The organism is Sphingobium sp. CFD-2, from assembly GCF_024611135.1.
Lineage (GTDB): Bacteria > Pseudomonadota > Alphaproteobacteria > Sphingomonadales > Sphingomonadaceae > Sphingobium > Sphingobium fuliginis.
Genome location: NZ_CP084405.1, coordinates 824,416 through 842,703 on the forward strand (window position 1 = coordinate 824,416; position 18,288 = coordinate 842,703).

General features: G+C 65.8%; 17 protein-coding genes. 1 reads left to right on the forward strand and 16 read right to left on the reverse strand.

Annotation, left to right across the window (positions count from 1 at the left end; all coding sequences use genetic code 11):
• The first annotated feature begins 58 nt into the window (after window positions 1–58).
• On the forward strand, window positions 59–517 hold the full coding sequence (locus LDB29_RS03885; protein WP_021246288.1) for a hypothetical protein: 459 nt from the start codon (window positions 59–61) through the stop codon (window positions 515–517).
• On the opposite strand, the gene LDB29_RS03890 is transcribed toward LDB29_RS03885, so the two are convergent.
• From LDB29_RS03890 to LDB29_RS03965, 16 genes are all read right to left on the reverse strand, one after another.
• A complete protein-coding gene (locus tag LDB29_RS03890; RefSeq protein WP_021690792.1) occupies window positions 514–4,284 on the reverse strand; it encodes a conjugal transfer protein TraG N-terminal domain-containing protein in 3,771 nt (1,256 codons plus the stop codon). The two genes, LDB29_RS03885 and LDB29_RS03890, sit on opposite strands and share 4 nt — an antisense overlap.
• A gap of 14 nt (window positions 4,285–4,298) precedes the next feature.
• A complete protein-coding gene (locus LDB29_RS03895) occupies window positions 4,299–5,723 on the reverse strand; it encodes a conjugal transfer protein TraH (protein WP_021246290.1) in 1,425 nt (474 codons plus the stop codon).
• A 45-nt stretch (window positions 5,724–5,768) separates the two neighbouring features.
• Entirely contained in the window at window positions 5,769–6,353 is a 585-nt protein-coding gene (locus tag LDB29_RS03900) for a hypothetical protein (protein WP_021246291.1), read from the reverse strand.
• Window positions 6,350–7,222 carry a conjugal transfer protein TraF gene (locus LDB29_RS03905; RefSeq protein WP_021246292.1) on the reverse strand — a complete coding sequence of 291 codons (873 nt, stop codon included), beginning with the start codon at window positions 7,220–7,222 and terminating at the stop codon, window positions 6,350–6,352. The genes LDB29_RS03900 and LDB29_RS03905 overlap by 4 nt, the downstream gene beginning before the upstream one ends.
• A complete protein-coding gene (locus LDB29_RS03910; RefSeq protein WP_021246293.1) occupies window positions 7,219–7,830 on the reverse strand; it encodes a S26 family signal peptidase in 612 nt (203 codons plus the stop codon). Before LDB29_RS03910 ends, LDB29_RS03905 begins: the two co-directional genes overlap by 4 nt.
• Window positions 7,802–8,683, reverse strand: a complete 882-nt coding sequence (locus LDB29_RS03915; protein WP_021246294.1) for a type-F conjugative transfer system pilin assembly protein TrbC — start codon at window positions 8,681–8,683, stop codon at window positions 7,802–7,804. The genes LDB29_RS03910 and LDB29_RS03915 overlap by 29 nt, the downstream gene beginning before the upstream one ends.
• The gene (gene traN, locus LDB29_RS03920) at window positions 8,655–9,773 is read right to left on the reverse strand and encodes a conjugal transfer protein TraN (protein WP_021246295.1); all 1,119 of its coding nucleotides are present in this window, start codon (window positions 9,771–9,773) and stop codon (window positions 8,655–8,657) included. The genes LDB29_RS03915 and traN overlap by 29 nt, the downstream gene beginning before the upstream one ends.
• Window positions 9,770–11,713 carry a hypothetical protein gene (locus tag LDB29_RS03925; RefSeq protein WP_257556214.1) on the reverse strand — a complete coding sequence of 648 codons (1,944 nt, stop codon included), beginning with the start codon at window positions 11,711–11,713 and terminating at the stop codon, window positions 9,770–9,772. Before LDB29_RS03925 ends, traN begins: the two co-directional genes overlap by 4 nt.
• A gap of 319 nt (window positions 11,714–12,032) precedes the next feature.
• Window positions 12,033–13,049, reverse strand: coding sequence for a TraU family protein (locus LDB29_RS03930; RefSeq protein ID WP_021246296.1), 1,017 nt, complete (start codon window positions 13,047–13,049; stop codon window positions 12,033–12,035).
• Window positions 13,046–13,711 carry a conjugal transfer protein TraW gene (locus LDB29_RS03935; protein ID WP_021246297.1) on the reverse strand — a complete coding sequence of 222 codons (666 nt, stop codon included), beginning with the start codon at window positions 13,709–13,711 and terminating at the stop codon, window positions 13,046–13,048. The genes LDB29_RS03930 and LDB29_RS03935 overlap by 4 nt, the downstream gene beginning before the upstream one ends.
• Window positions 13,701–13,937, reverse strand: coding sequence for a hypothetical protein (locus LDB29_RS03940; RefSeq protein WP_021246298.1), 237 nt, complete (start codon window positions 13,935–13,937; stop codon window positions 13,701–13,703). Before LDB29_RS03940 ends, LDB29_RS03935 begins: the two co-directional genes overlap by 11 nt.
• Complete coding sequence (locus tag LDB29_RS03945) at window positions 13,934–14,443, reverse strand: hypothetical protein (RefSeq protein WP_037484338.1); 510 nt, start codon at window positions 14,441–14,443, stop codon at window positions 13,934–13,936. The genes LDB29_RS03940 and LDB29_RS03945 overlap by 4 nt, the downstream gene beginning before the upstream one ends.
• On the reverse strand, window positions 14,440–14,853 hold the full coding sequence (locus LDB29_RS03950) for a hypothetical protein (RefSeq protein WP_021246300.1): 414 nt from the start codon (window positions 14,851–14,853) through the stop codon (window positions 14,440–14,442). The genes LDB29_RS03945 and LDB29_RS03950 overlap by 4 nt, the downstream gene beginning before the upstream one ends.
• On the reverse strand, window positions 14,850–15,176 hold the full coding sequence (locus LDB29_RS03955; RefSeq protein ID WP_013846825.1) for a hypothetical protein: 327 nt from the start codon (window positions 15,174–15,176) through the stop codon (window positions 14,850–14,852). Before LDB29_RS03955 ends, LDB29_RS03950 begins: the two co-directional genes overlap by 4 nt.
• The gene (locus LDB29_RS03960; RefSeq protein WP_257556220.1) at window positions 15,173–17,689 is read right to left on the reverse strand and encodes a TraC family protein; all 2,517 of its coding nucleotides are present in this window, start codon (window positions 17,687–17,689) and stop codon (window positions 15,173–15,175) included. The genes LDB29_RS03955 and LDB29_RS03960 overlap by 4 nt, the downstream gene beginning before the upstream one ends.
• A complete protein-coding gene (locus LDB29_RS03965) occupies window positions 17,686–18,273 on the reverse strand; it encodes a TraV family lipoprotein (protein ID WP_031291881.1) in 588 nt (195 codons plus the stop codon). Before LDB29_RS03965 ends, LDB29_RS03960 begins: the two co-directional genes overlap by 4 nt.
• Between the last annotated feature and the right edge of the window lie 15 nt (window positions 18,274–18,288).

The following is an 18,288-nucleotide window of genomic DNA, read 5'->3' on the forward strand; positions in this document are numbered from 1 at the left end:
TCACAAATGATGGAACACCGACAGAATTCTGCTATAGTCCTCCAGTGAGGATATAGCGATGAACAACGCCGCCCATATTCAAGCGCCCGAACCGGCATCGCCTCGGCTGAAACCGTCCGATTGGCTCTGGCGTCCGTGGTACGCGAAGCTGTGGTGGTCGGCAATTCCGGTCTGGTGGATTGGCATGGCTACATCGACCAGGATCGCGCCGCTTGAGGCGTTCTACGACAGTGCGGCGGCCGGTTTTCTCAACCTCCTGTTCTTTCCGATGACGGCACTCATGGTGCTTGGACTCGGCTATGTGCAGCAGTGGGTGGCCGGGTTTTCATCGACGGGCGAGGGTACGCCTGTGTCCGATGAAGCGGTGGCCAGAACCTCCAAAAGAATGTGGGAGGAACATGAGCGAGGAATGGAAGACCTTCGTGCTGGCACCGATATATTCGATCCACGGTCGGGAGGTCTCTACATCGGCAACCCGCTGAGCCTTCAGCACCCTAGTCGGTTCTTCAAGCACTAACGATTCTTGAAGCTGCTGTCGCCATCGCCGGGGCTGCCATCCACGTCCGTAGAAAATCTACCGCTCTTCAGGACGGAGTTCTGTTCGACCGAAGTCAGGGGCCCGGTAATGTCGAAAGTTGCCCGGCCGGAATCCGCATCATGGAGATATCGGTTGCGTATGCCATCCGGGCCAAGAATCCGGTCCGACAGTTCACGCGAGAAGGTCGCCGCCGGGTCGCTCGAGCGCGCGGCTTCGCGCTCGGCGGCGGCAATCGCTTCGCGCACGTCGTAGTTGACGATGTCAATCGACGACTGTGCTGTCTCGTTGCTGATTCCGACGTCACGACTTTCAAAACCAAGACTGGCGCCCACTCGACCTGAGGTCGACGTGGTCTTCTGTGGCGACTGCGCTTGGCCCGCTTGCTTGCCTTTCTCTGCAGGCTGCCCGCGACCGCCTATCGCCTCCGATTCATCGACCCCAACCGAGCCTCCGAGTTGAGCGCCGACGCTTGTACCGATCGTGACATTATCCTGCGCGGATCGCGAGAGCCCGCGCTGCCACCCGGTCTGCGCGATGATCGCCTGCACGTCGCGCGTAAGCGTATCGGCCACCTGCGGGTTCAGACGCCAGTTGCCATGACGGTCCATCTCGAACCCGCCCTTGAGCCAGTTCTGCATCATCGCCTGGCCCTGTTCGCCGCTGCTGAGGAAATGCTCGATCGTGTCGGGCCCGGCCTGTTTCCCTGCCTCGAACCGCGTAGAGGTATCGTTGCGGGCCGATTGCTGGAACCCGACCGAGCTGGAGACGAGAAGATCGTTGTCGGCGAACGAGAACCTTGCCCGCCCGCCATTGGCGACCGCGCCCAATTGGCTCTCGTTGATGAGCCCGCCGCGCCACATCTGCGCCGCCGTCTCCGGGGTGAGATTGAGGCTCAGATCGCCATTCTGCGCCATGGCGATCTGCCGCTTCGACATGTCGACACCATGATCGGCCAGCAGCTTCTGCATGCGCGTCAGGCGCTCATTATCGATGATCCGCGTCATCCGTTCGTTGCGAGCGCGGTCAGCGATCCCGGCCGCACCACCTTCGGCCATGTCGACCTGATTGCCGGCGCCCTGCGACAGCGTGCGGATGAAGCTGTCGAGATGTGCGGCCTGGCGCACCGACATGCCCGCGGCGGCCGCGCCTTCCGCGAACCCGGCATTGTCGGCCTGTCGCCGCTGCTCCCCGATCCGGGCGGCCGAGCGCGTACCGTCGTGACCGACCTCACGCTGCGCGTCGAGCTTGCCCGACCGCTCCGCAAAATCGAAGCCCGCTGCCTCGCGGGTGCGGCCATAGACGCTGGCGCCCTCGCGCGCGGCCTCGACGGTCGCACCGTCGGCGGTGCCGACCTGCACGGCGGCATTGTAGGTTTCGAGCGCCCGCATGACCTGCGCCTCGTTGCGGCCGGTTGCGCGGGAGAGTTGGGAAATGGCTGTCGACCGAGCCTCTCCGGATAGCGCATTGATAAAGGCGATGCGGCGGGAGGTTTCCTGGACTGAGAGGCCGAGCATGGAGGCGGCGTTGCGCTGGCCCTCATTGCTGCCGGTCCTATGCGCCTGCTCGGTCGCGACATTGCCGCGCTCGATCCGCCTTACATTGTCGCCAGCAAAATCGCGCCGGCCTTCCATCGCGCCGACTTGAATCTGCGCGCCGGTAAGATCGTTGCGCAGCATCTGCTCCTGGTCGAAGGTATTGGCGATCAGTTTGGCGAAGGTCGGATCAGCCGACGCTTGGGCGATCACCGTCGAGGCTTTGAGCGCGGCATCCTTTTGGTCGTAGCCGTTCCTCTCAAAATGCCGCTGGGCTCCGGACAGCATCATGTCATAGGCGCGCGTATCCCCGAACGCCTTCCACTGGACCATCTTCTGCGTGAAGGCCGCGAACGAACGTTCCCCGGATTGCCCCTCGCCAAAATAGCCGGTGCCAAGGCTGCGGAGCGCATCCTTCTCGGCAAAATTATGGATCGCACTGGTCGCGGCATTGTCGCGCACGGCGCGCACGGTCGCGGGATCGGTGAGGCTGCGGCCGGTGAGGGCAGGGGAGAGCCCGCCCAGTTCGCGTGCCGCATCGAGCTTGCCCATGCCGAATGCGGCCGTCCCGCTGGCGCCGCCGCCATGTTCGCCGAGCACGCTGCTCGCGGCACCGAACGCACGGGTTGCGCCGAAGGCCGAGCGCTCCCCGAAATCCCCGAAGTTCGAAGCCGCGCCCCGCCGCGCCATGGTGCCCGCTGCTCCCGCCTGCGCCTCGAGCGCGCCGGCATAGCCTTCGCTGGTGGCAAGCGGTGCGGCGGCTGCCGTGCCCTGACCCTGCACACCGAGCGCGCCGGATGTGAACGAGGTGAACACATTACCGGAGAACCGGAAAACCGTGAAGACGAACGCCCCCGCAAGACCCGCGGACGCGGTGCGGAAACTCCCGAAGATGGCGAGCGCCTTCATCGCGGACGACGGCGCCAGCATCCAGGCATTGGCCGCGACATGGTTGGCGCGCATCTCGGCCAGCACATCGGTCGCGCGGCCGAGCGTCAGCTGATAGATCCCGGCGTCGATCACGCCCCAGAGCGCCACGAAGACGAACAGGCCGAGGGCGAAGGAAGCCACGCGCAGATTGATCGGGGTGAGGATGAACAGCAGCGCGACGGGCATCATGAAGAGCATGATCCCGAAGACCGTCGCCCGGATCGTGGGCATCCACTCGTTGGCCGTCGACATGGTGGCCAGGCCTGACGAGACGACAGCGCGATTGGCCATGACACGCGCCGCCGTTGCAGGACTGTCCTCGAACAGCACATCGCCCACCGTGCTGCCGAGCATCACATTGGTCAGGAACTGCTGGAGCGAGAGCGGCGTATCCATCATCATCTGGCCAAGTTCGCCGATGTTGGAGCGGCAGCGCTGAAGCTGGGTCGCATTGCCGATGTCGTAGCCGGTGCGGGTGCAGACCTGCGCGACATAATTGTCGAACAGCGCAGGTTCGGAGAGGCGTGTCGAGATATGTTCCCACGCCTCGTTGCAGCTCACCGTCGTGCCGCCCTTGTCGGTGGACGTGAACACCGTGCTGAAGGTCGCCGGCCCCGCCATCGCGGCAAAGGCGGCAGGAAGATCGGTCGCCGTGCGGAACAGCTGATCGTCGTCGACGCCATAGGCGGGCGAGACCCGCGCGACCGGATAGCATTGCCGGACATAGTCCTTGATCGTCGCGTCAAGGAACGTGTCGGTCATCGGGCCGCGCGGGCTCGCTGCATTGAGGAACAGGTCGAAACTGTGCCCGCCCGCCCCGAACTCAAGCTTGGCATGGGGATCGGTGGTGTTGTCGTCGATCACTTCCGCGAGCGCGCGCTCCATCATGTTGGTCATGCCCGCGACCAGCACGATGAGGTTCGGCACGTCGCCGACCGGCTGATAGGCGTTGCGGACGCGGTCGTAGACATGGACCGTGCCCGTCGTCGCGACCAGGCCGACGAACAGGCCGACGCCGATCAGCATCTGGAACCCGAAGGCGACGATGCCCATGCCTTGCCCGCGGATGCTGGCGAGCAGGACGCCGAGCGCGATGCCCACCACCGCGACGATCAGCACCAATGTCTCGTAACGCGAATCCCCGAAGATCATCGAGACGAGGCGGAAGGCGTCCACCGTCTCCGCAAAGCCGTCATAGGTGTGGAAACTCGCATCGATCGCCAGCGCGGGACTGGCCGAGAAGAGAGCGATCAGGACCGAGATCGCGCGAACTAAGCGGTGCATGACGCGGCCCTCCGTCAGCGGTTGCGGTTGGCGGCGGCGCCGGCGGCGTCGCGCGCATCACGGTCGCGCTGGCGCACGACCCCGGCATAGTTGGCCGAGAGGTTCGCCTGGTTGAGGGCGGCCATGTAGGACTGGCGCATCTGCGCGCGCTGGCGCAGCACCTCGTCGCGTAGCCCGCTCAATTGCTCAATGCCCTTGGCGAGGATGCGGGTCTGGCAGATCCGGGCGCTGCCGGCATCGGCCGCGCCGGCGGCGGTCACGCCACGTTCGGCATTGGACACGGCAAAATCTATGCTACGCGTGAGGTCGTTGAGCATCTGGTATGCGAGCGTCAACGCGACCAGTTCGTCGGTATCGCCGATCACGCTCTCGACCAGCCCCTGGCGCACGCCCCATTCCAGAAGACGATAGACGGGGAGGGTGCGCACATTGGCGACGAACTGGCGTTCCTCCGCCGTCAGCGCGGCGCGCGTGCGGATCTTGATCGCGATCGACTCCATCCGGCCGCGCGCGAGCACCAGCGCGCCCTTGCCGCTGCCGTCGGTCGAGCAGTCGGCCGAGGTCGGCGGCACCGCGATCGCGCGGGTCTGGACCTTGCCGGTCAGGAAATCATCGACGCTCTCGGTGTCCTGCCGCGCGCAGGCGGGGATAGCCGTGAACAGCGGTACCTTGTCCGCCGGGTCCCAGCGCATATAGACGTCGCCGACGCGGGCGCGCATGACGCCGGCCCAGTCGGACGCGCCGACACGCGCGGCGGCATGGGCGAGGAGCGAGCCGGTCTTGAAGATGTCGGTGACCTCGGCCGGGCAGTTTTCCAGCGCGTCGCGCAGATCCTCGGTCGGATTGCCCTGGTTCGCCTGAATCTTTTCGCGGCTCTGCTGATAGCTCTTGGAGAAGCCCTCGCGGACGCTCTTGTAGCCGGTCATCTCTTCGATGATGCCCGACATATTGTCGTCGCCCCGGGCGATCTGGACCATGCGGTTGGCGAGCCGGCAATCGTTGACCTGGATCGAGTTGAGGAAGTTGGTCGCCGCCTCCATCTTCGAGATGATGTTGCCCATTTTTTCATCGAGGGTTTCCAGCAGGTACTGGAAAGCGACCGCCGGGGCGGCCTGAAGGATGCTTTCGAGCTTCTGGACGAGATAGTCGGGATCGAGGAACGACATGCCGCCCAAAAACATGTCGATTCCCCCGCAGCCCGCGCGGACCTTGGGCAGCGTGACCGACATGAGATAGTCGTTATGGACATCGATCCGGCCCGACATGCCGCCCGCGGTGATATAGCCGCGGGTCTGGTCCTCGAACGAGCCGGGGCTGGTATAGGTCACATTGTCGAACCAGCTTTCGGCCCAGCTTTGCGCACAAGCCGGTGTGGCGAAGGCAACGCAAGCCAGCAGGGGCAAGGCGAGCAGGGTCAGGCGGCGGCGCGGGTTTGCCATGGCGGGCAGCTTTCGTTTGCGCGGGCAAGGGTCTGGCTCCCCATGTCAGTTCCTTGCTCGGTTGGAGGATGGAGGCGTGGGCGCGGCCACGATTCCGGTGAACTTCGCCATGCCGCGCACGCCGACAGCGGGCTTCACCCCGGTCAGCATCTTGGCGGCGAGGTAGAGATTGCGCGCGAGGTTGGGCGCGTGATCGGTGCCGATCGCGACGGGAATGATGCGATTGGAATCGGCGACAGGGCGGACCCAGGCGACCGGATGCCCGACCCATGGCAGACCGAGGCGCCCGGAGCGCAGCATCGCTTCCTGGCTGCCGATCGTGCGGACCTTCCAGCCATAGCGTTGCCCCAATGTGCCGAGCCGCGCCCAGAGATCGGCGCAGGGGATGCAGCCGGGCGCCGTGCTCATCTCGACGATGAACGCGGGGGCCTGGCCTTTCATGGTTTCGGCGAAGTCGGGCGGCCAGTCGCGCGTCACCGGAACGCGGGCGAGCCATTGGCGCATCTTCGCGTCGGTGGCGACCGGGTGGATCGCCGCGCGCATCGCCTGTTCGTGCGTCGGCGCCTGCGCGTGCGCGGATCCATTGGCCATGAGCATCGCCGTAAGCAGGATGGGGGCAAAGCGGATCATGGCCGGGGTCCCATCCGAACGTCCACCAGATCGCCGCCCAGGACGCGCGGATCGGTGGCGGAGACCGGGCCGTTGGCGAGCGCGTCGAAGAACCCGTCTTCCTCGCCCGCGCCGGTCAGGAACTGTTCGGGCCGGATATCGCCCGCGAGCAGCCGGACCGCCTGGTAGGCCATCTGGATGAGGTTGGGATAGGCCTCGACCCCGCTGGCGATCACCATGCGCTGCTGGCTGCCCCGCCGGATCACCATCGTCGTGGGCGTGACCTCGACCCCGAAGCGCTGCGCGAGTTCCGGCTTGCGGTCGATGTCCTGAAGTGTGACCTGCCAGCCCATCTCGTCCTGGAAGCGCTGGACGATCGGCCACTGGACGCGGCAGTAGCCGCAGGTCGAACGCGAGAACATGACCAGCGCGAATTCATTGGCGCGGCTACGCAGATACTGGCGGCGGACCTGATCCTTCTGAGCGGAGAGTTGGTCACGCGCCTCGCCGACCATCGGATTGGCGGACTTGGCGTTGAGTTCGGGATTTTGCAGCATGGCGATCTGCGTGACACCGGCGAAGGCTCGGGCCTTGCGCCGGGCGAAGTCCTGCAGACGCCAGAAATCCGCGACCGCATCGACGGTGAGCACGGTCGCCGCGTAGTCGCGCTGTTCCTCGATCAGCTTCCTGATCTTCGGCGGCGTCCAGGTGGCCAGTTCGACCATCGGCGGGATCACCGGCTTTTTGAGAGCGTCGGGATCGGCATCCTCTTCCGTGGGTTTGGGCGGCGCCTGATACCACCAGTAGCCGGTGCGTTGCTCGCCGGTCTGCGCATGGACAGGCAGGATCGGCAGGAGCACCGCCACGATGAGGAGGGCGAGGCGGATCACAGCAGCTTCTCCATGCGCTTCAGCCGCTCGATCTCGACCGGGCCGTAGTAGCGGCTGTCGAACCCGCTGGCGTGCGACGAGCCGACATAGATCATGCCCGGCGGGATCGTTCCGATCATCGGACGCCAATGGTCGAGCTTCTGCCCATTGTGCCCATAAGGCTTGCTGATCCCGAGCAGCTTGCCGTTGCAATAGTACCAGCCATCCCATTCGCCGGGATGTATGGGGCCAGATGCAGACGACGGCTTCTCGATCCAGTCGATGCGGTCGCCCGGCAGGCACAGCGCCATCTTGGTAACATCGACCGGCTTGGGACCGGCGAGCGGATGCGACAGGGTAAACGATACGAAATCGCCGCGATGGATCGGCCCCGGCGCCTTGCGGACGAGCCAGGCGTCGATCGACGGGCTCATCACGATCGTCGCCTGGGGAATGGCCCACCACGTCAGCAGGCCCACCGGCAGGACGATGCCGAACGCCTTCCACAACTGTTCGGGTCGGGGTGGCTGGCCGAGCCCCGAACTGCCGAGCGCGACCGCGGCCTTGAGCGGCAGCAGCTTCAGTTCGGCCCAGCCGGATCTAGCGGCCCTGAAGGCGAGTCTGAGCATCGCGCACCTCCTGCTTGCCGCCGAGGCGGGCATATTCTTCGAGCAATCCTGAAAGTGCGGCGTCGCCGTAGATGACATGCGCGGCGCGCGGGGCATCATCCTCGCGCTCGCAATAGGGCAGCGCCGGATCGCCGGGCACCATGGCGAGTGCGGGGACGCGGGTGACGCCGTGCTGGCGGAAAATGAGCGGATCGACGATCAACTGCACGTCGCGCATCGCGCAGGCCGGGCCTTCGCATCCCGGATCATGGCGCAGGATTTCCGCGGAGAGTTTCGCCATCGGCGCGACCTTCGTGAGCCCGCCGGGCATCCCGCGAAAGGCCAGCACGCCGCCGACCCGTTCGAGCTGCCCGGCATAGATGCGCAATGTCGTCACCGGCATCGAGGACGAGACGAACAGCACCGGCACCCAGCCTTTGGTTTCGGGAGGCGTGGTGATGCCGGCTACGGCCTGCATGTCGGGCGCATCGAGACCGAGCGCCTGGCCGAGCCGTCTGGCCATGGCGTCGTGCTCGGCGGCCATGGCCTCCTTGCCGTTGTCGAGCGCGGTTCGCGCCCGCGCATCCATCGCCGGCGACGGAGCGCGCTTGCGCAGCCCCTCGAAAGCGCGGCGGCGGGTCTCGTCCGATGGCGTCGGCAGCGCGGTCGGACCGCGCATTTCCGCTTCGGCCTTGCGCGCGGCGGTGGCGCGTTCGAGCCGGTCCATCGCCGTGTCGCCTTGCTCTTGCGCGCGCTCCCTCGCGCTTACCGGCGGAGCGGTGTCCTGCGCTGGCGCGGAGGTGGAGAGGAAAGCGATACCGGCCAGCGCGAGCGAGACGCGCGCGTTATTGGCCGATGACCTGCATATAGGCATCGATCTTGTCCTTCATGTCGATCTGGATGTCGGCCTGGGCGCGGGCCTCGATTTCGGAATAATATTCGGAGAGGTCCATCTTGCTGAAATCCAGCGCCTGGAATTCCTCGGGGGTGAATCCGCGGCAATAGGGGTTCTTCGGCGTGCCCCAGCCAAGGCCGTTGAAGCTCTTGAGCTGCGGGCGACCCTGTTCCTGGATGATGCGGCCAAGCTTGGTGTTGAAGCAGCAGTGGCCCTTGGATTTCTGCACGCAGATGCCGAGGATCTTCGAGGAGCAATACGTCCCGACCTCGTGGCACATGCCCGACCCGCGCAGCATGCCCACTTCCATGTCCTGCTGGTCACAGCCGGACAGGAGGAAATCCATCATGAAATTGATCGCGAGACTGATGGCGATCGAGGTCGGATCGATCCCGGCGATGATCGCGTTCGCGCCGGAGCTCGCGGCCTGGCCGGCGGTCGCGCCCGCCTTGAACGCGCCATAGGCGGCCTTCATGCCGGTGAAGACGCCTTTCGCCACCGCGATCTTAGTGCCGATCGACGAGATGGACGAGCCCATCCCGTCCTTGACGATCTTGCCTTTGTCCTTGCAGCAGTTCGAGAAGGTGGTCTTGAGACCCGCTGGGCGGCAGCGCACCGCGCGTCCCGCGAATATCTCGATATTGCCGAGGCAATGCCCTTCGGCATCGACTTCGCCATCGGCAGGCGCGCCGGGATCGTCGACGATGGGATCGTCCTCAATTCCGGTGCCGTCGCTGCCGGTGCAGGCATTGGGCGAGCACATCGGCGTGCCGCCGCCGACCGGCGTCAGGCATGAGTGCTGGCTGCCGAGCGGGCAGCTATACGCGCCCTCGGCATCGGCCACGCACATCACTTGCTGGATCGGGCAGAGCCATTCTTCATCCGCCATGATCGTGCAGTTCGCGACCTCGCCAGGATCACCGGCATCGCCGTTGCCATCGAGATCGACCGCGCAGACCGGGAGCGTTTGCGCTTGCGCTGGCGTGACATGCCCCGCGAGCAGCAAGCCGTACAGGCCGAGCGCAAGCAGCTGTGCGCGCTTCCGCCAGGGAAGGAGGCGCCCGATCATCGGACTTCCCCCGTGCAGACCATGTCGGCCCCACCGAGGCGGACGGTCTGCATCATGACGACGGCTTCGGGAAAATCGTCGAGGCAGCCGCAGGCCGAGACGATTTCCTCGCCCGGACCCACAGGGCAGACATCGCCGCCGCCTGCCGCCGTGCAGGCATGGTAGAAGGTGTCCCACCCGACAGGCGCATTCTGTTTCGTGCCGACCACTCCGTCGAGGGTAGCCGCCGTATTGCGCGCGGGCGCGCGGGTCTTGCAGACCGGCTCGCAGGCCGGAACCGAGCCGCGATCGGGCAGCGCGAAGGGCCGTGACGCGGTGGCATAACCCCCGTCCGAGGTCCTCGTCCGGTCGGCCAGCATGGTCTCGGTCGAATGGTCGATGATATAGGCGCCGCGGCTCAGATCAGGTTCCGGCATCGATCCGGTATCGACGGTACAACGATAACGGCGCTGACGCTCGAACCATGGCCGCGCGAGACGGAGCGAGCAGGCGCCGCTCTCGAACAGGCGTGCCTGGGGGAGGGGTGTAAGGCCGGTGCCGACGCCGTTGCGGAACGTCTCGACGCCATCGACGCTTTCGTCATGAAGCGCGCAATTGACGTCGCCGGCATAGCCCGCGCACAGGTCGACGATCCGCTCGGTCGGGTTGCAACTGAGGTCGAGCATTGCATCGAACTGCGCGAAGGCCTCTCCTTCACCGCCGACCGCGATGCGCATGGAAATGACATGCTCGCCGCGGGTCAGCCACGGCTTGAGGTCGAGATTGGGATAGGCATGCCAGGTCCGTTTCCGCTCGCACTTGCCGGGCGGCAGGCCGGTCCCGGTCCAGTTCGCCGGATTGGACAGCACGAGCTCGCCGTCGATGCGAAGCTGGAGCCAGTCGTCGAAGAAATAGTGCGAGAGCCGGAACTGCGCGAGGCGATCGGGATCATCGATCCGCAGCCGCATGGAAAACTCGAAGATGCGGCAGCTCCCGCCTCGCAGGCTGTCGTCGCGCGGCGAGCCCATCTGCAATGTGAGCTGATCGGGTGCGGGCGCATAGATCGCATAGGCGCCGCCGAGATGCGCGATCACATCGTCCGCCTTGACGGCGTTCAACGACACCTCCCGCGTGATCGTGCAGGACCGGATCTGCTCGGCCTTGCCGACGCCGGCGGGCGAGCCCTTGAGCGCCTGGAAGATGCTGTTCGATGCGGCGACGCTCGCGGCATCGCCCTGGATCGTGGCGGGACTGGCGCGATAGGCCGTCTGCGGGAGCGCGGGGTTGGGCGAGCAGGCCGTGCTTTGGGCGCCAGTGTAACGGATGGCCGGGCCGTCGATCACCGCCTGCGCGACGCCGACGCGCGGATCGGCCGTGGTGAGCGCGCCGATGACGCCGCCGCCCAGGTCTTTCAGCACCGAGGCCATATTGCCCCAGACGAGGTTGCTGCCGCAGCTGTTGTTGATGCAGTAGCAACCGGCGAGATCGGTCAGGTCGACTTGCGCGAGCTTGAGATCGCCGCCTGACGCAACATCCCATTTGAAGCTCTTGCACTGGTTCCAGGTGCCCGGCTGACAGGAGACGACGCCATTGGCGCAAATGCCCGATACCGGCACCGGCAGGGTCAATGTCTGGTCGACCGTGCCGTCGAGATCCTTGTCGCGCGATATCCGCAGCCTGCCGATATCGCCGGTCGCCGCCGGCTGCGCGAACCGTTCGAGCAGCGTCGCCGTCTTCTGGCACGCTATATTGGGGTTGAACGTCCGGCTGTTGTCGACTGTCGAGATCGGTTGTCCGGCAAGCCCCGGCGTCAGATAATTCTGCTGGATCGCATCGCTGTCCGAGGTCTTCGCGCGGGATGCTTCGGCGGCGGCGCGGGCGCGGTCCTCGACCGTCTGGGCCGAGAGCGGCGCCGGCGCCAGAGCGCTGGCCGCGAGGAGGAGGATGCCGCGCTTCACCATGGCGTCCTCGCGCGGGTGGTTCGCGAGCCATGGGCGAAGCGCAGCACGTCTCCCGCCCGGAACGCGCTGGATCCGGGCGAGAGTATCCTGAAGACGGCCTGTCCCTCAAAAATGGTCAGCGCGGCCGCCACCGGAGATACGGCGGGAGGGGGCATTGCCGGCCCCGGCGGGGGGCTTTCGGCCGCGCTGACCGAGGGGGGAGCGGCGGTTGAAAGGCACACCGCCGCTCCTTCCGCGCGCCCGCTCACGGTGGGGAGCGTTCCGTGACGAGCGGGGCAGCTACCCGCGCGAGACGCACGGTTTGGGGGAAGCGATCTGCTCATGGCGTGGAAATCCCCGCGCAGCAGATCGCCTTCTCGAACAACATGAATTGGGCATTGTCCTTGCCCGGCGCGTGCTTGCCCGATGTCCAGAGCGCGCCGGGACGGCCGATGTTGACGCACTTGCCGCCCTTGACCGGCTCCATGATCTGCATCTTGTAGCGGCTCTTGGTCCAGATCGGCTGCGGCTTGAACGAGCAGCCGTCCGCCGAGTGGATCGTGAGAGCGCCCAGCCTGCCCATCATGAACGTCGAGCGCGCGGCGAGACCCGCCCAGGCCTCGACGCTGTCCCCGAAATGGATGTCGCCGGCGACCGGATAGGTCGCGCCCCAGGAGCCCATGCACCAGAACAGGGGATCGATGACCTTGCCAGCAGCTGCGGCGGCGCTGTCGGCCATACAGGCGAGGCCGGCCGCCGGATTGCCGAACAGGATGCCTTCGGGCTGGATGATAGCGCCCAATGTGCCCGACTGCCAGGTCGGCAGCACCTCGGTGATCATCGCGACGTCGAAGCCATCATCCTCGATGCACGGCAGGTCCGTGAACATGTCGAGCATCTTCCAGACCGGCGAGATGTAATAATGCGCCTGCGCGAACATCTTGCGGGTGTTGGTGCCGTCCGAGATCGACGACTGGCTGCCCTGCAATTTCCCACCGGTCGGCATGAGATCGACACCGAGCGCCATCATGCAGCCCGGCTCGGTCACGACATCAACCATGCGATTGGGTGACCAGAACGAAACCTTGACCCCTAACCAGAAGGTCGCACCCTTGCGGCAGGCGCAGAGCGGTTTGGAGGCCGACTGGGCGTCCAGTTCCTTGTCGAGCTTATCGTAGGAGCCCACCCGCACGCCCCCGATCGTGATCGGGAAGATGCAGTTCCAGCGCACCTTGGTGATCGGATTGAACACGGTGCCCGCCTCGCATTTGGAGGCATGCGCAGGCGTGGCGGGCGCGACGAGCGCCAGAGCGAGGGCCGCCGCGCCGGTGCGCAGCATCGAGATGAGCCGACTCATGGGATGGCCTTTCGTACGGGAGCGCGATCGACGCGCACCTCTGTCAGCTCCAGCTTCTGGCCGACCTGCCGGACGATCACGGGCGCGACGGTGAGGCCCAACCGCTCCTTCACGCGCTCCTCGAGAATGAAGAGGGCACGGCCGTGCTTCTCGCCAAGCGAGAGCGCATCGTCCTTTGCGTCCCCACCGCCGGTGAGGATGATCCAGTCGGTGAGCGCGGCGGTCTTCAGCGCCCAGCCCAGATCGCGGGGATGCACGACCACCAGCTTCTGCGGCAGCGACACATAGGTCAGCGGGTTGAAGGTGAAGCCCGCAGGATAGAGCAGCTTGCCGTCCGGCAGCCGGATTTCCTGATCGAGCGTGTAGAACGGCACAACGCTGCGAACCTGGTTCTGGCGCGCGACACCGAGCGTCGCGCCTTTCAATGCGCTCCAGCCCGAACGCGGCCCGAACTTTTCGGCCATATTGGGCGGCTGCTTTGCGGCACGCGCCTCGATCTCGGCCATCGCGTCGGGCTCGGCGATCGGCCATGTACGACCAATGGTCGATGTCTCGGCGTGGGCCACCCCCGCGACGATCAGCGCGCCGGCCAGACACCCGGCGATGAGCGCGGACTGGATGGCGAGGACATGCCAGCCTTGGGGGACACGTCTATCGACCACGGCGGCGCTCCCTCCAGGGAACGGCAGGCGTACGACTCTCGCCGCAGACCGCGCAGATGAACGCGGTGACGCCCAGGAACAGCGTGAGCCAGATCAGCGCCTGGCTGCCGCCGAGGTCGGGGGCCGACCAGAGCACCAGCGAAGACTGGAGGATCAACAGCAGATGGGTGCCGACCAGCAGGCGAATGGATGACGGACAAGGCGCGCCGGAGAAGATGCCGTTCATCGGCCCCACCTTTCGGCATGTCGGGCGAGGGCATTTGCCATCCTCGACGCGCGGTGCAGGAACCAAAGTCCTCCCCGCACAAGCGCGATCGGCGTCAGGACAAGAATGGCCGCCCGCATGAACAGGGGCATTTCCGGGACGAGCAGGAACAGGCCGACGATGATCGAGGCCGCCGCCGCTTCGAGGCCCACGATCTGCCGAAAGCGCAGAGCCGCGATCCTCTCGTCCCGACCGGACGTATATTCCATGGCAAGCGCGGAACGGGTCATGATCAGGAGCACGGCTTCATTCGAGCGATGCAGGCGTTCGACGTAGGCTTCCTGCGTCTCGCCCGGCAGGCGCGGGGCCATCCCTGGACGGATCAAAAGATTCTCCGGCCGTTTTCCGGGACGAGGAGGGATTTCGTCGATCCCGCCGTCGATCTGTCGGGCAAGCCAACGGATCATGTCGCCGATCAGCGGCCGGATCGACGACGGGTCGGGCGAGCCGGAGAAGCTGCCGTTCATGCCCATCTCCGTGCCCTCCGCGTGACCAGCCAATTCGGGATGCTGTCGATGATGCGGGCGATGCCGATCGCCAGCGCGGCGCCGGCAATTCCGGCACAGGCGATCAGCCCGGCCATGAGCGGCACTGGCAGCACGCTGTCCGCGGCCCCGCACAAGCCAAGAGCGGCATAGGCCAGGGCGGTGATGACCGGCCCGGTGAAGGTTAGCAGGAGAGCGTGCCGCCGCCAGCGCTGGCGCTCGCTTTCTAGGATGGTCCATTGCGCATCGCGAACGGACGCGAGGAACCGGACCCGGTCGCCCAGTTCCCACTGGCAGCGGACCAGGTAGTCGTGAAGGGATTCGTCCGGCCTGCGCACGACGAGGGTCAGGCGCTCATTGCCGCCACTGGGCGGGAGTATGTCCAGCATCATCTTTTCCTCCTGAGTTTTGCGAGCAAGCGGCCCGCGGCCCCGGTCAGGCCGATGAGGATGAGCCCGGTCAGGAAACAGCCGCCGCCAACGATCGCCGCGCCGCGAAGAACGATGCCAGCGGGCTGTTCGAGCACCAGCCCGGCCGCGAGCACGAGCGATGCGATCATCACGGATTCGATGACCACCAGGCGGAAGCGCCAGCGCAATGCGTCGGCTTCCGCCCGTGCGGCGACGCGCGCCTCGATGATCCGCTCGATATCCTCATCCGGGCTCTCCACGAGCCGGAGCGGCAACTGGTCGGGGGAGGGGGAGCGCCGCGTCATGACAGCGCGCTCCGCTTCAGCGGCGCTGCGTCATCGAAGGACGTGCCGATTATCCCGGCGGGATCGACGCCGGCGAGATCGCACACCGCTTCGAGCGGCGAGCGTCCGGCGCGGACCAGCGCCTCGAACGCGGCCACGTCTTCGGGCGCGGAGGTGTTGATCCAGTAGCTGAACGGATCGACGACGAGCCGGGCGATGCCGAGGCCAAGCGGGCTGTCGATGAAGACTTCCGAATAGTTCGGTTTGTTGTTGCGGACCGATTTCAGGAGGTCGAGGACGAAACCCGAATAGTCGAGGATCTTGTTTTCGACCGCCTTGTCATAGGTCGATCCCTGCAGGAGGAAGCGCGTCGCGGCATTTTCCAGGATCACCTGTCCCGTGCCGCCGAACAGCAGCAGATCGTTCATGCTCTGGAGAATGATGCCGAAGCTGCCGCGATATTTTCGGGCGCGGCGATAGCCCTGGCTGATCGCCTCGGCGAGGCGCGACAGGTCCTGGCCCTCTTCGCGGGTCATGAACTGCGCGGCTTCATCGCACAGCACGAAGCGGGGGCGATCACGGGCGGACAGGTAGAGTTCCTGCGTTACCGCGTTGATCACCACCATGACGACCACGTTGAACAGGTCAGGCATGGCCTTCAGGCGCTCGAGTTCGAGCACCACGAATTCATCGTTCGAGATGTCGAACGTGCTGGGACCGTTGAAATAATGGCCGTAGGCTCCGTCCGACCCGAAATCACGCAGGTTGAAGGCCAATTCGCGCGCCGTGGGCACGAGGTGGTCGACCCGGTCGAGATCGGAGACGGTGTTGGCCGGATAGGAGCCGAGCCATTCGCGCACCGCATCGATCCCGGCTTCCGCGCGGCCGCTCTCGATCGCCCATTGCACGGCGGACTTGAGCAGGTTCCATTCGGACGTGGTGACGCCCTTGCGCGTCCCGGCGTTGGCCATCTCCGCGACGATCGACACCGCCATCGAGATCGCGGACTCTCGATCGTCGCCGTCGAGAGCGAGCCCCAGGTCGAACGGATTGAGGACGAGATGCTCTTCGCCCAGATCGATGTAACGGCCCGAGCAGAGCGTGCAGAGCTTCTTGTAGCTGCCGCCGATGTCGATGATGCGGATGAGCGCGTTCTGCGCGAAATACTGCTGGCACAGGTTATTGAGCAGGAAGCTCTTGCCCGCGCCCGATTCCGCCGAGACGATGAAGTTGTAGTTGTTGATACGCGGATCGAAGAGGTCGAGCGTGATGAGCTGCCCCTTGCGGCCCGTGTAGAGCAGCGCCGGCCGCCCGCCGCCCCGGAAATCGGTTTGGATCGGCGACATCAGCACGCCCGCGCGCACCGGCACGCGGAAATCGCGCTGCAGCATACCGATCGTGCGTCGCTCGGGGTACAGGCCGAAGGGCAGGCTTGCCGCCAGCAGGATCGGGTTGAGGTAGGATTCCTCCTGGACCATCCACGGCAGCGGTTCGCTCTCCCACAGCCGCTTGGCGCGCGCCGCCATCTCGCGGGCCTGATGGCGGTCGCGGCCGAACACCCACATGGTGGGGATTACCGAGACGAACCGGGTGTTTCCGGCCTCGTCCAGGATCCACCCGATCTCTTCGATCTGCTTGCCGACCTCGACCGCGAAGGACCCCGCCGCCTTCTGCGCCGAGAGAATCTGCGCGCGCTTGTGGATCTCGAAGGCCGAGTGATCGAAGAGGACATTGAGCGTATAGAGGAACGGCCCGCCGATCTGGTCGCTGTCCTCGGACGACCCGCGCATGCCGCCGGTGAGACGATTGGCACGTTCGGCGGTGATCCGCCGCGGCGGCGACTTGGGCGTCAGACAGCGCGCCACCTGGTTGCCCAGATATACTTCCGGCCCGTCGAAGCGGAGCGCCGGCGCGGCAGCGATGATCTGGCGGCGCAGCGGCACGTCGGCGGTCTGGGTGAAGACGCCGGGCGCGGGCGCATGATCGCCGTGGAAAATGCGCCGGTAGAGCGAGATGATCTCGCTCGGCGCCATCGGGCGGATGCCGAGCTTGGCGAGCTGCTCCTCGATCTGGCGGCGCAGGTCGCTGTCCATCGGCGCGCGCGTCTTGACCGACAGGAATGCGCGGAAATCGCGGATCGGGATGCCATGCAGGGCCTTCAAGCCCATGGTGCCGGCGCGCAGATAGTCGAAGGTGCGCCGGGCCGAGGCCTGGATGAGCGGATCGGGCCGTGTCTTGAGGTCGAGAAAGGCGTCGAGCGCATCGTCGATCAGCGGGTCGGCGAAACTCTGGAGCTGGAGGATCGTGCCTTCGGGAAAATTGACGTTGAGCAGCCCCAGCAGCGCCTCATGGACATGGGCGAACATGTAGGGGGAGGGGATCAGCTCCCAGCTATAGCCCCAGCCATCGTCGATGGTGAGGAAGGCCTGTTCTTCCTCGACCCAGGCGGCGAGCGGAAGAAAATCGGAATAGCTGTCGCGCTCGACGCTGCGGCGCAGCCGCGCCAGCGTCATGCCCGATTGATAGCTGGTCATGGCCGGGCCCCCGCATCATTCTGGCCATCGTCGGGGCGGTCCCTGACCTGTTCGAGCACGTTCGCGCGGGACGCGGGCGAAACCGGGGCGACAAGATAGTCGCCGACCACCCATTGCGGGCGCTCGACCAGCGAATAGACATAGCGCGGCATGTAGAGCCGGTCGGGCCGCTGGCGGTCGGCATAGGGCAGGATCAGCGTCCGGACCGAACGCGGGGGCTTGAGCATCGGCGTGACCGGCTGCTCGATCAGCCCCTGGAGCTCGCGATAGACGCTATCGCGATAACCGGCGAAGGCGCCCGACGTTGTTCCAGTGGAACCGCGCGCGGCCTTGCCGTCCCTGAGCAACTTCCTGTCCCTGGTGACCGCCGGATCGGACTTCGACGCGACGCCCGCAACGGCATCGGCATAGGCCTTCTCAGGGTGGATGCACTGGCCGTGATCGTCGTTCTTGCAACTGAACTTCTCGCTATAGGGCGACATGATCGAGCCCATCGTCGCGCAGCCGCTCAGCATGAAGGCGGCGCAGACCGGAAGAAGCGGGGAGAGGGCGCGCGATCGGCGCGCGGGCGATAGAGGCCGCATGGGCGATACTCCCTG

What these genes read in the sequence shown, in the direction of transcription:
- LDB29_RS03960 (WP_257556220.1), bottom strand. Translation starts at nt 17,689, where the DNA reads ATGACCAGCTATCAATCGGGCATGACGCTGGCGCGGCTGCGCCGCAGC.
- LDB29_RS03895 (WP_021246290.1), bottom strand. Translation starts at nt 5,723, where the DNA reads ATGGCAAACCCGCGCCGCCGCCTGACCCTGCTCGCCTTGCCCCTGCTG.
- LDB29_RS03950 (WP_021246300.1), bottom strand. Translation starts at nt 14,853, where the DNA reads ATGATGCTGGACATACTCCCGCCCAGTGGCGGCAATGAGCGCCTGACC.
- LDB29_RS03890 (WP_021690792.1), bottom strand. Translation starts at nt 4,284, where the DNA reads ATGCACCGCTTAGTTCGCGCGATCTCGGTCCTGATCGCTCTCTTCTCG.
- LDB29_RS03900 (WP_021246291.1), bottom strand. Translation starts at nt 6,353, where the DNA reads ATGATCCGCTTTGCCCCCATCCTGCTTACGGCGATGCTCATGGCCAAT.
- LDB29_RS03940 (WP_021246298.1), bottom strand. Translation starts at nt 13,937, where the DNA reads ATGAACGGCATCTTCTCCGGCGCGCCTTGTCCGTCATCCATTCGCCTG.
- LDB29_RS03925 (WP_257556214.1), bottom strand. Translation starts at nt 11,713, where the DNA reads ATGGTGAAGCGCGGCATCCTCCTCCTCGCGGCCAGCGCTCTGGCGCCG.
- LDB29_RS03955 (WP_013846825.1), bottom strand. Translation starts at nt 15,176, where the DNA reads ATGACGCGGCGCTCCCCCTCCCCCGACCAGTTGCCGCTCCGGCTCGTG.
- traN (WP_021246295.1), bottom strand. Translation starts at nt 9,773, where the DNA reads ATGATCGGGCGCCTCCTTCCCTGGCGGAAGCGCGCACAGCTGCTTGCG.
- LDB29_RS03910 (WP_021246293.1), bottom strand. Translation starts at nt 7,830, where the DNA reads ATGCTCAGACTCGCCTTCAGGGCCGCTAGATCCGGCTGGGCCGAACTG.
- LDB29_RS03965 (WP_031291881.1), bottom strand. Translation starts at nt 18,273, where the DNA reads ATGCGGCCTCTATCGCCCGCGCGCCGATCGCGCGCCCTCTCCCCGCTT.
- LDB29_RS03915 (WP_021246294.1), bottom strand. Translation starts at nt 8,683, where the DNA reads ATGCCTATATGCAGGTCATCGGCCAATAACGCGCGCGTCTCGCTCGCG.
- LDB29_RS03885 (WP_021246288.1), top strand. Translation starts at nt 59, where the DNA reads ATGAACAACGCCGCCCATATTCAAGCGCCCGAACCGGCATCGCCTCGG.
- LDB29_RS03930 (WP_021246296.1), bottom strand. Translation starts at nt 13,049, where the DNA reads ATGAGTCGGCTCATCTCGATGCTGCGCACCGGCGCGGCGGCCCTCGCT.
- LDB29_RS03945 (WP_037484338.1), bottom strand. Translation starts at nt 14,443, where the DNA reads ATGAACGGCAGCTTCTCCGGCTCGCCCGACCCGTCGTCGATCCGGCCG.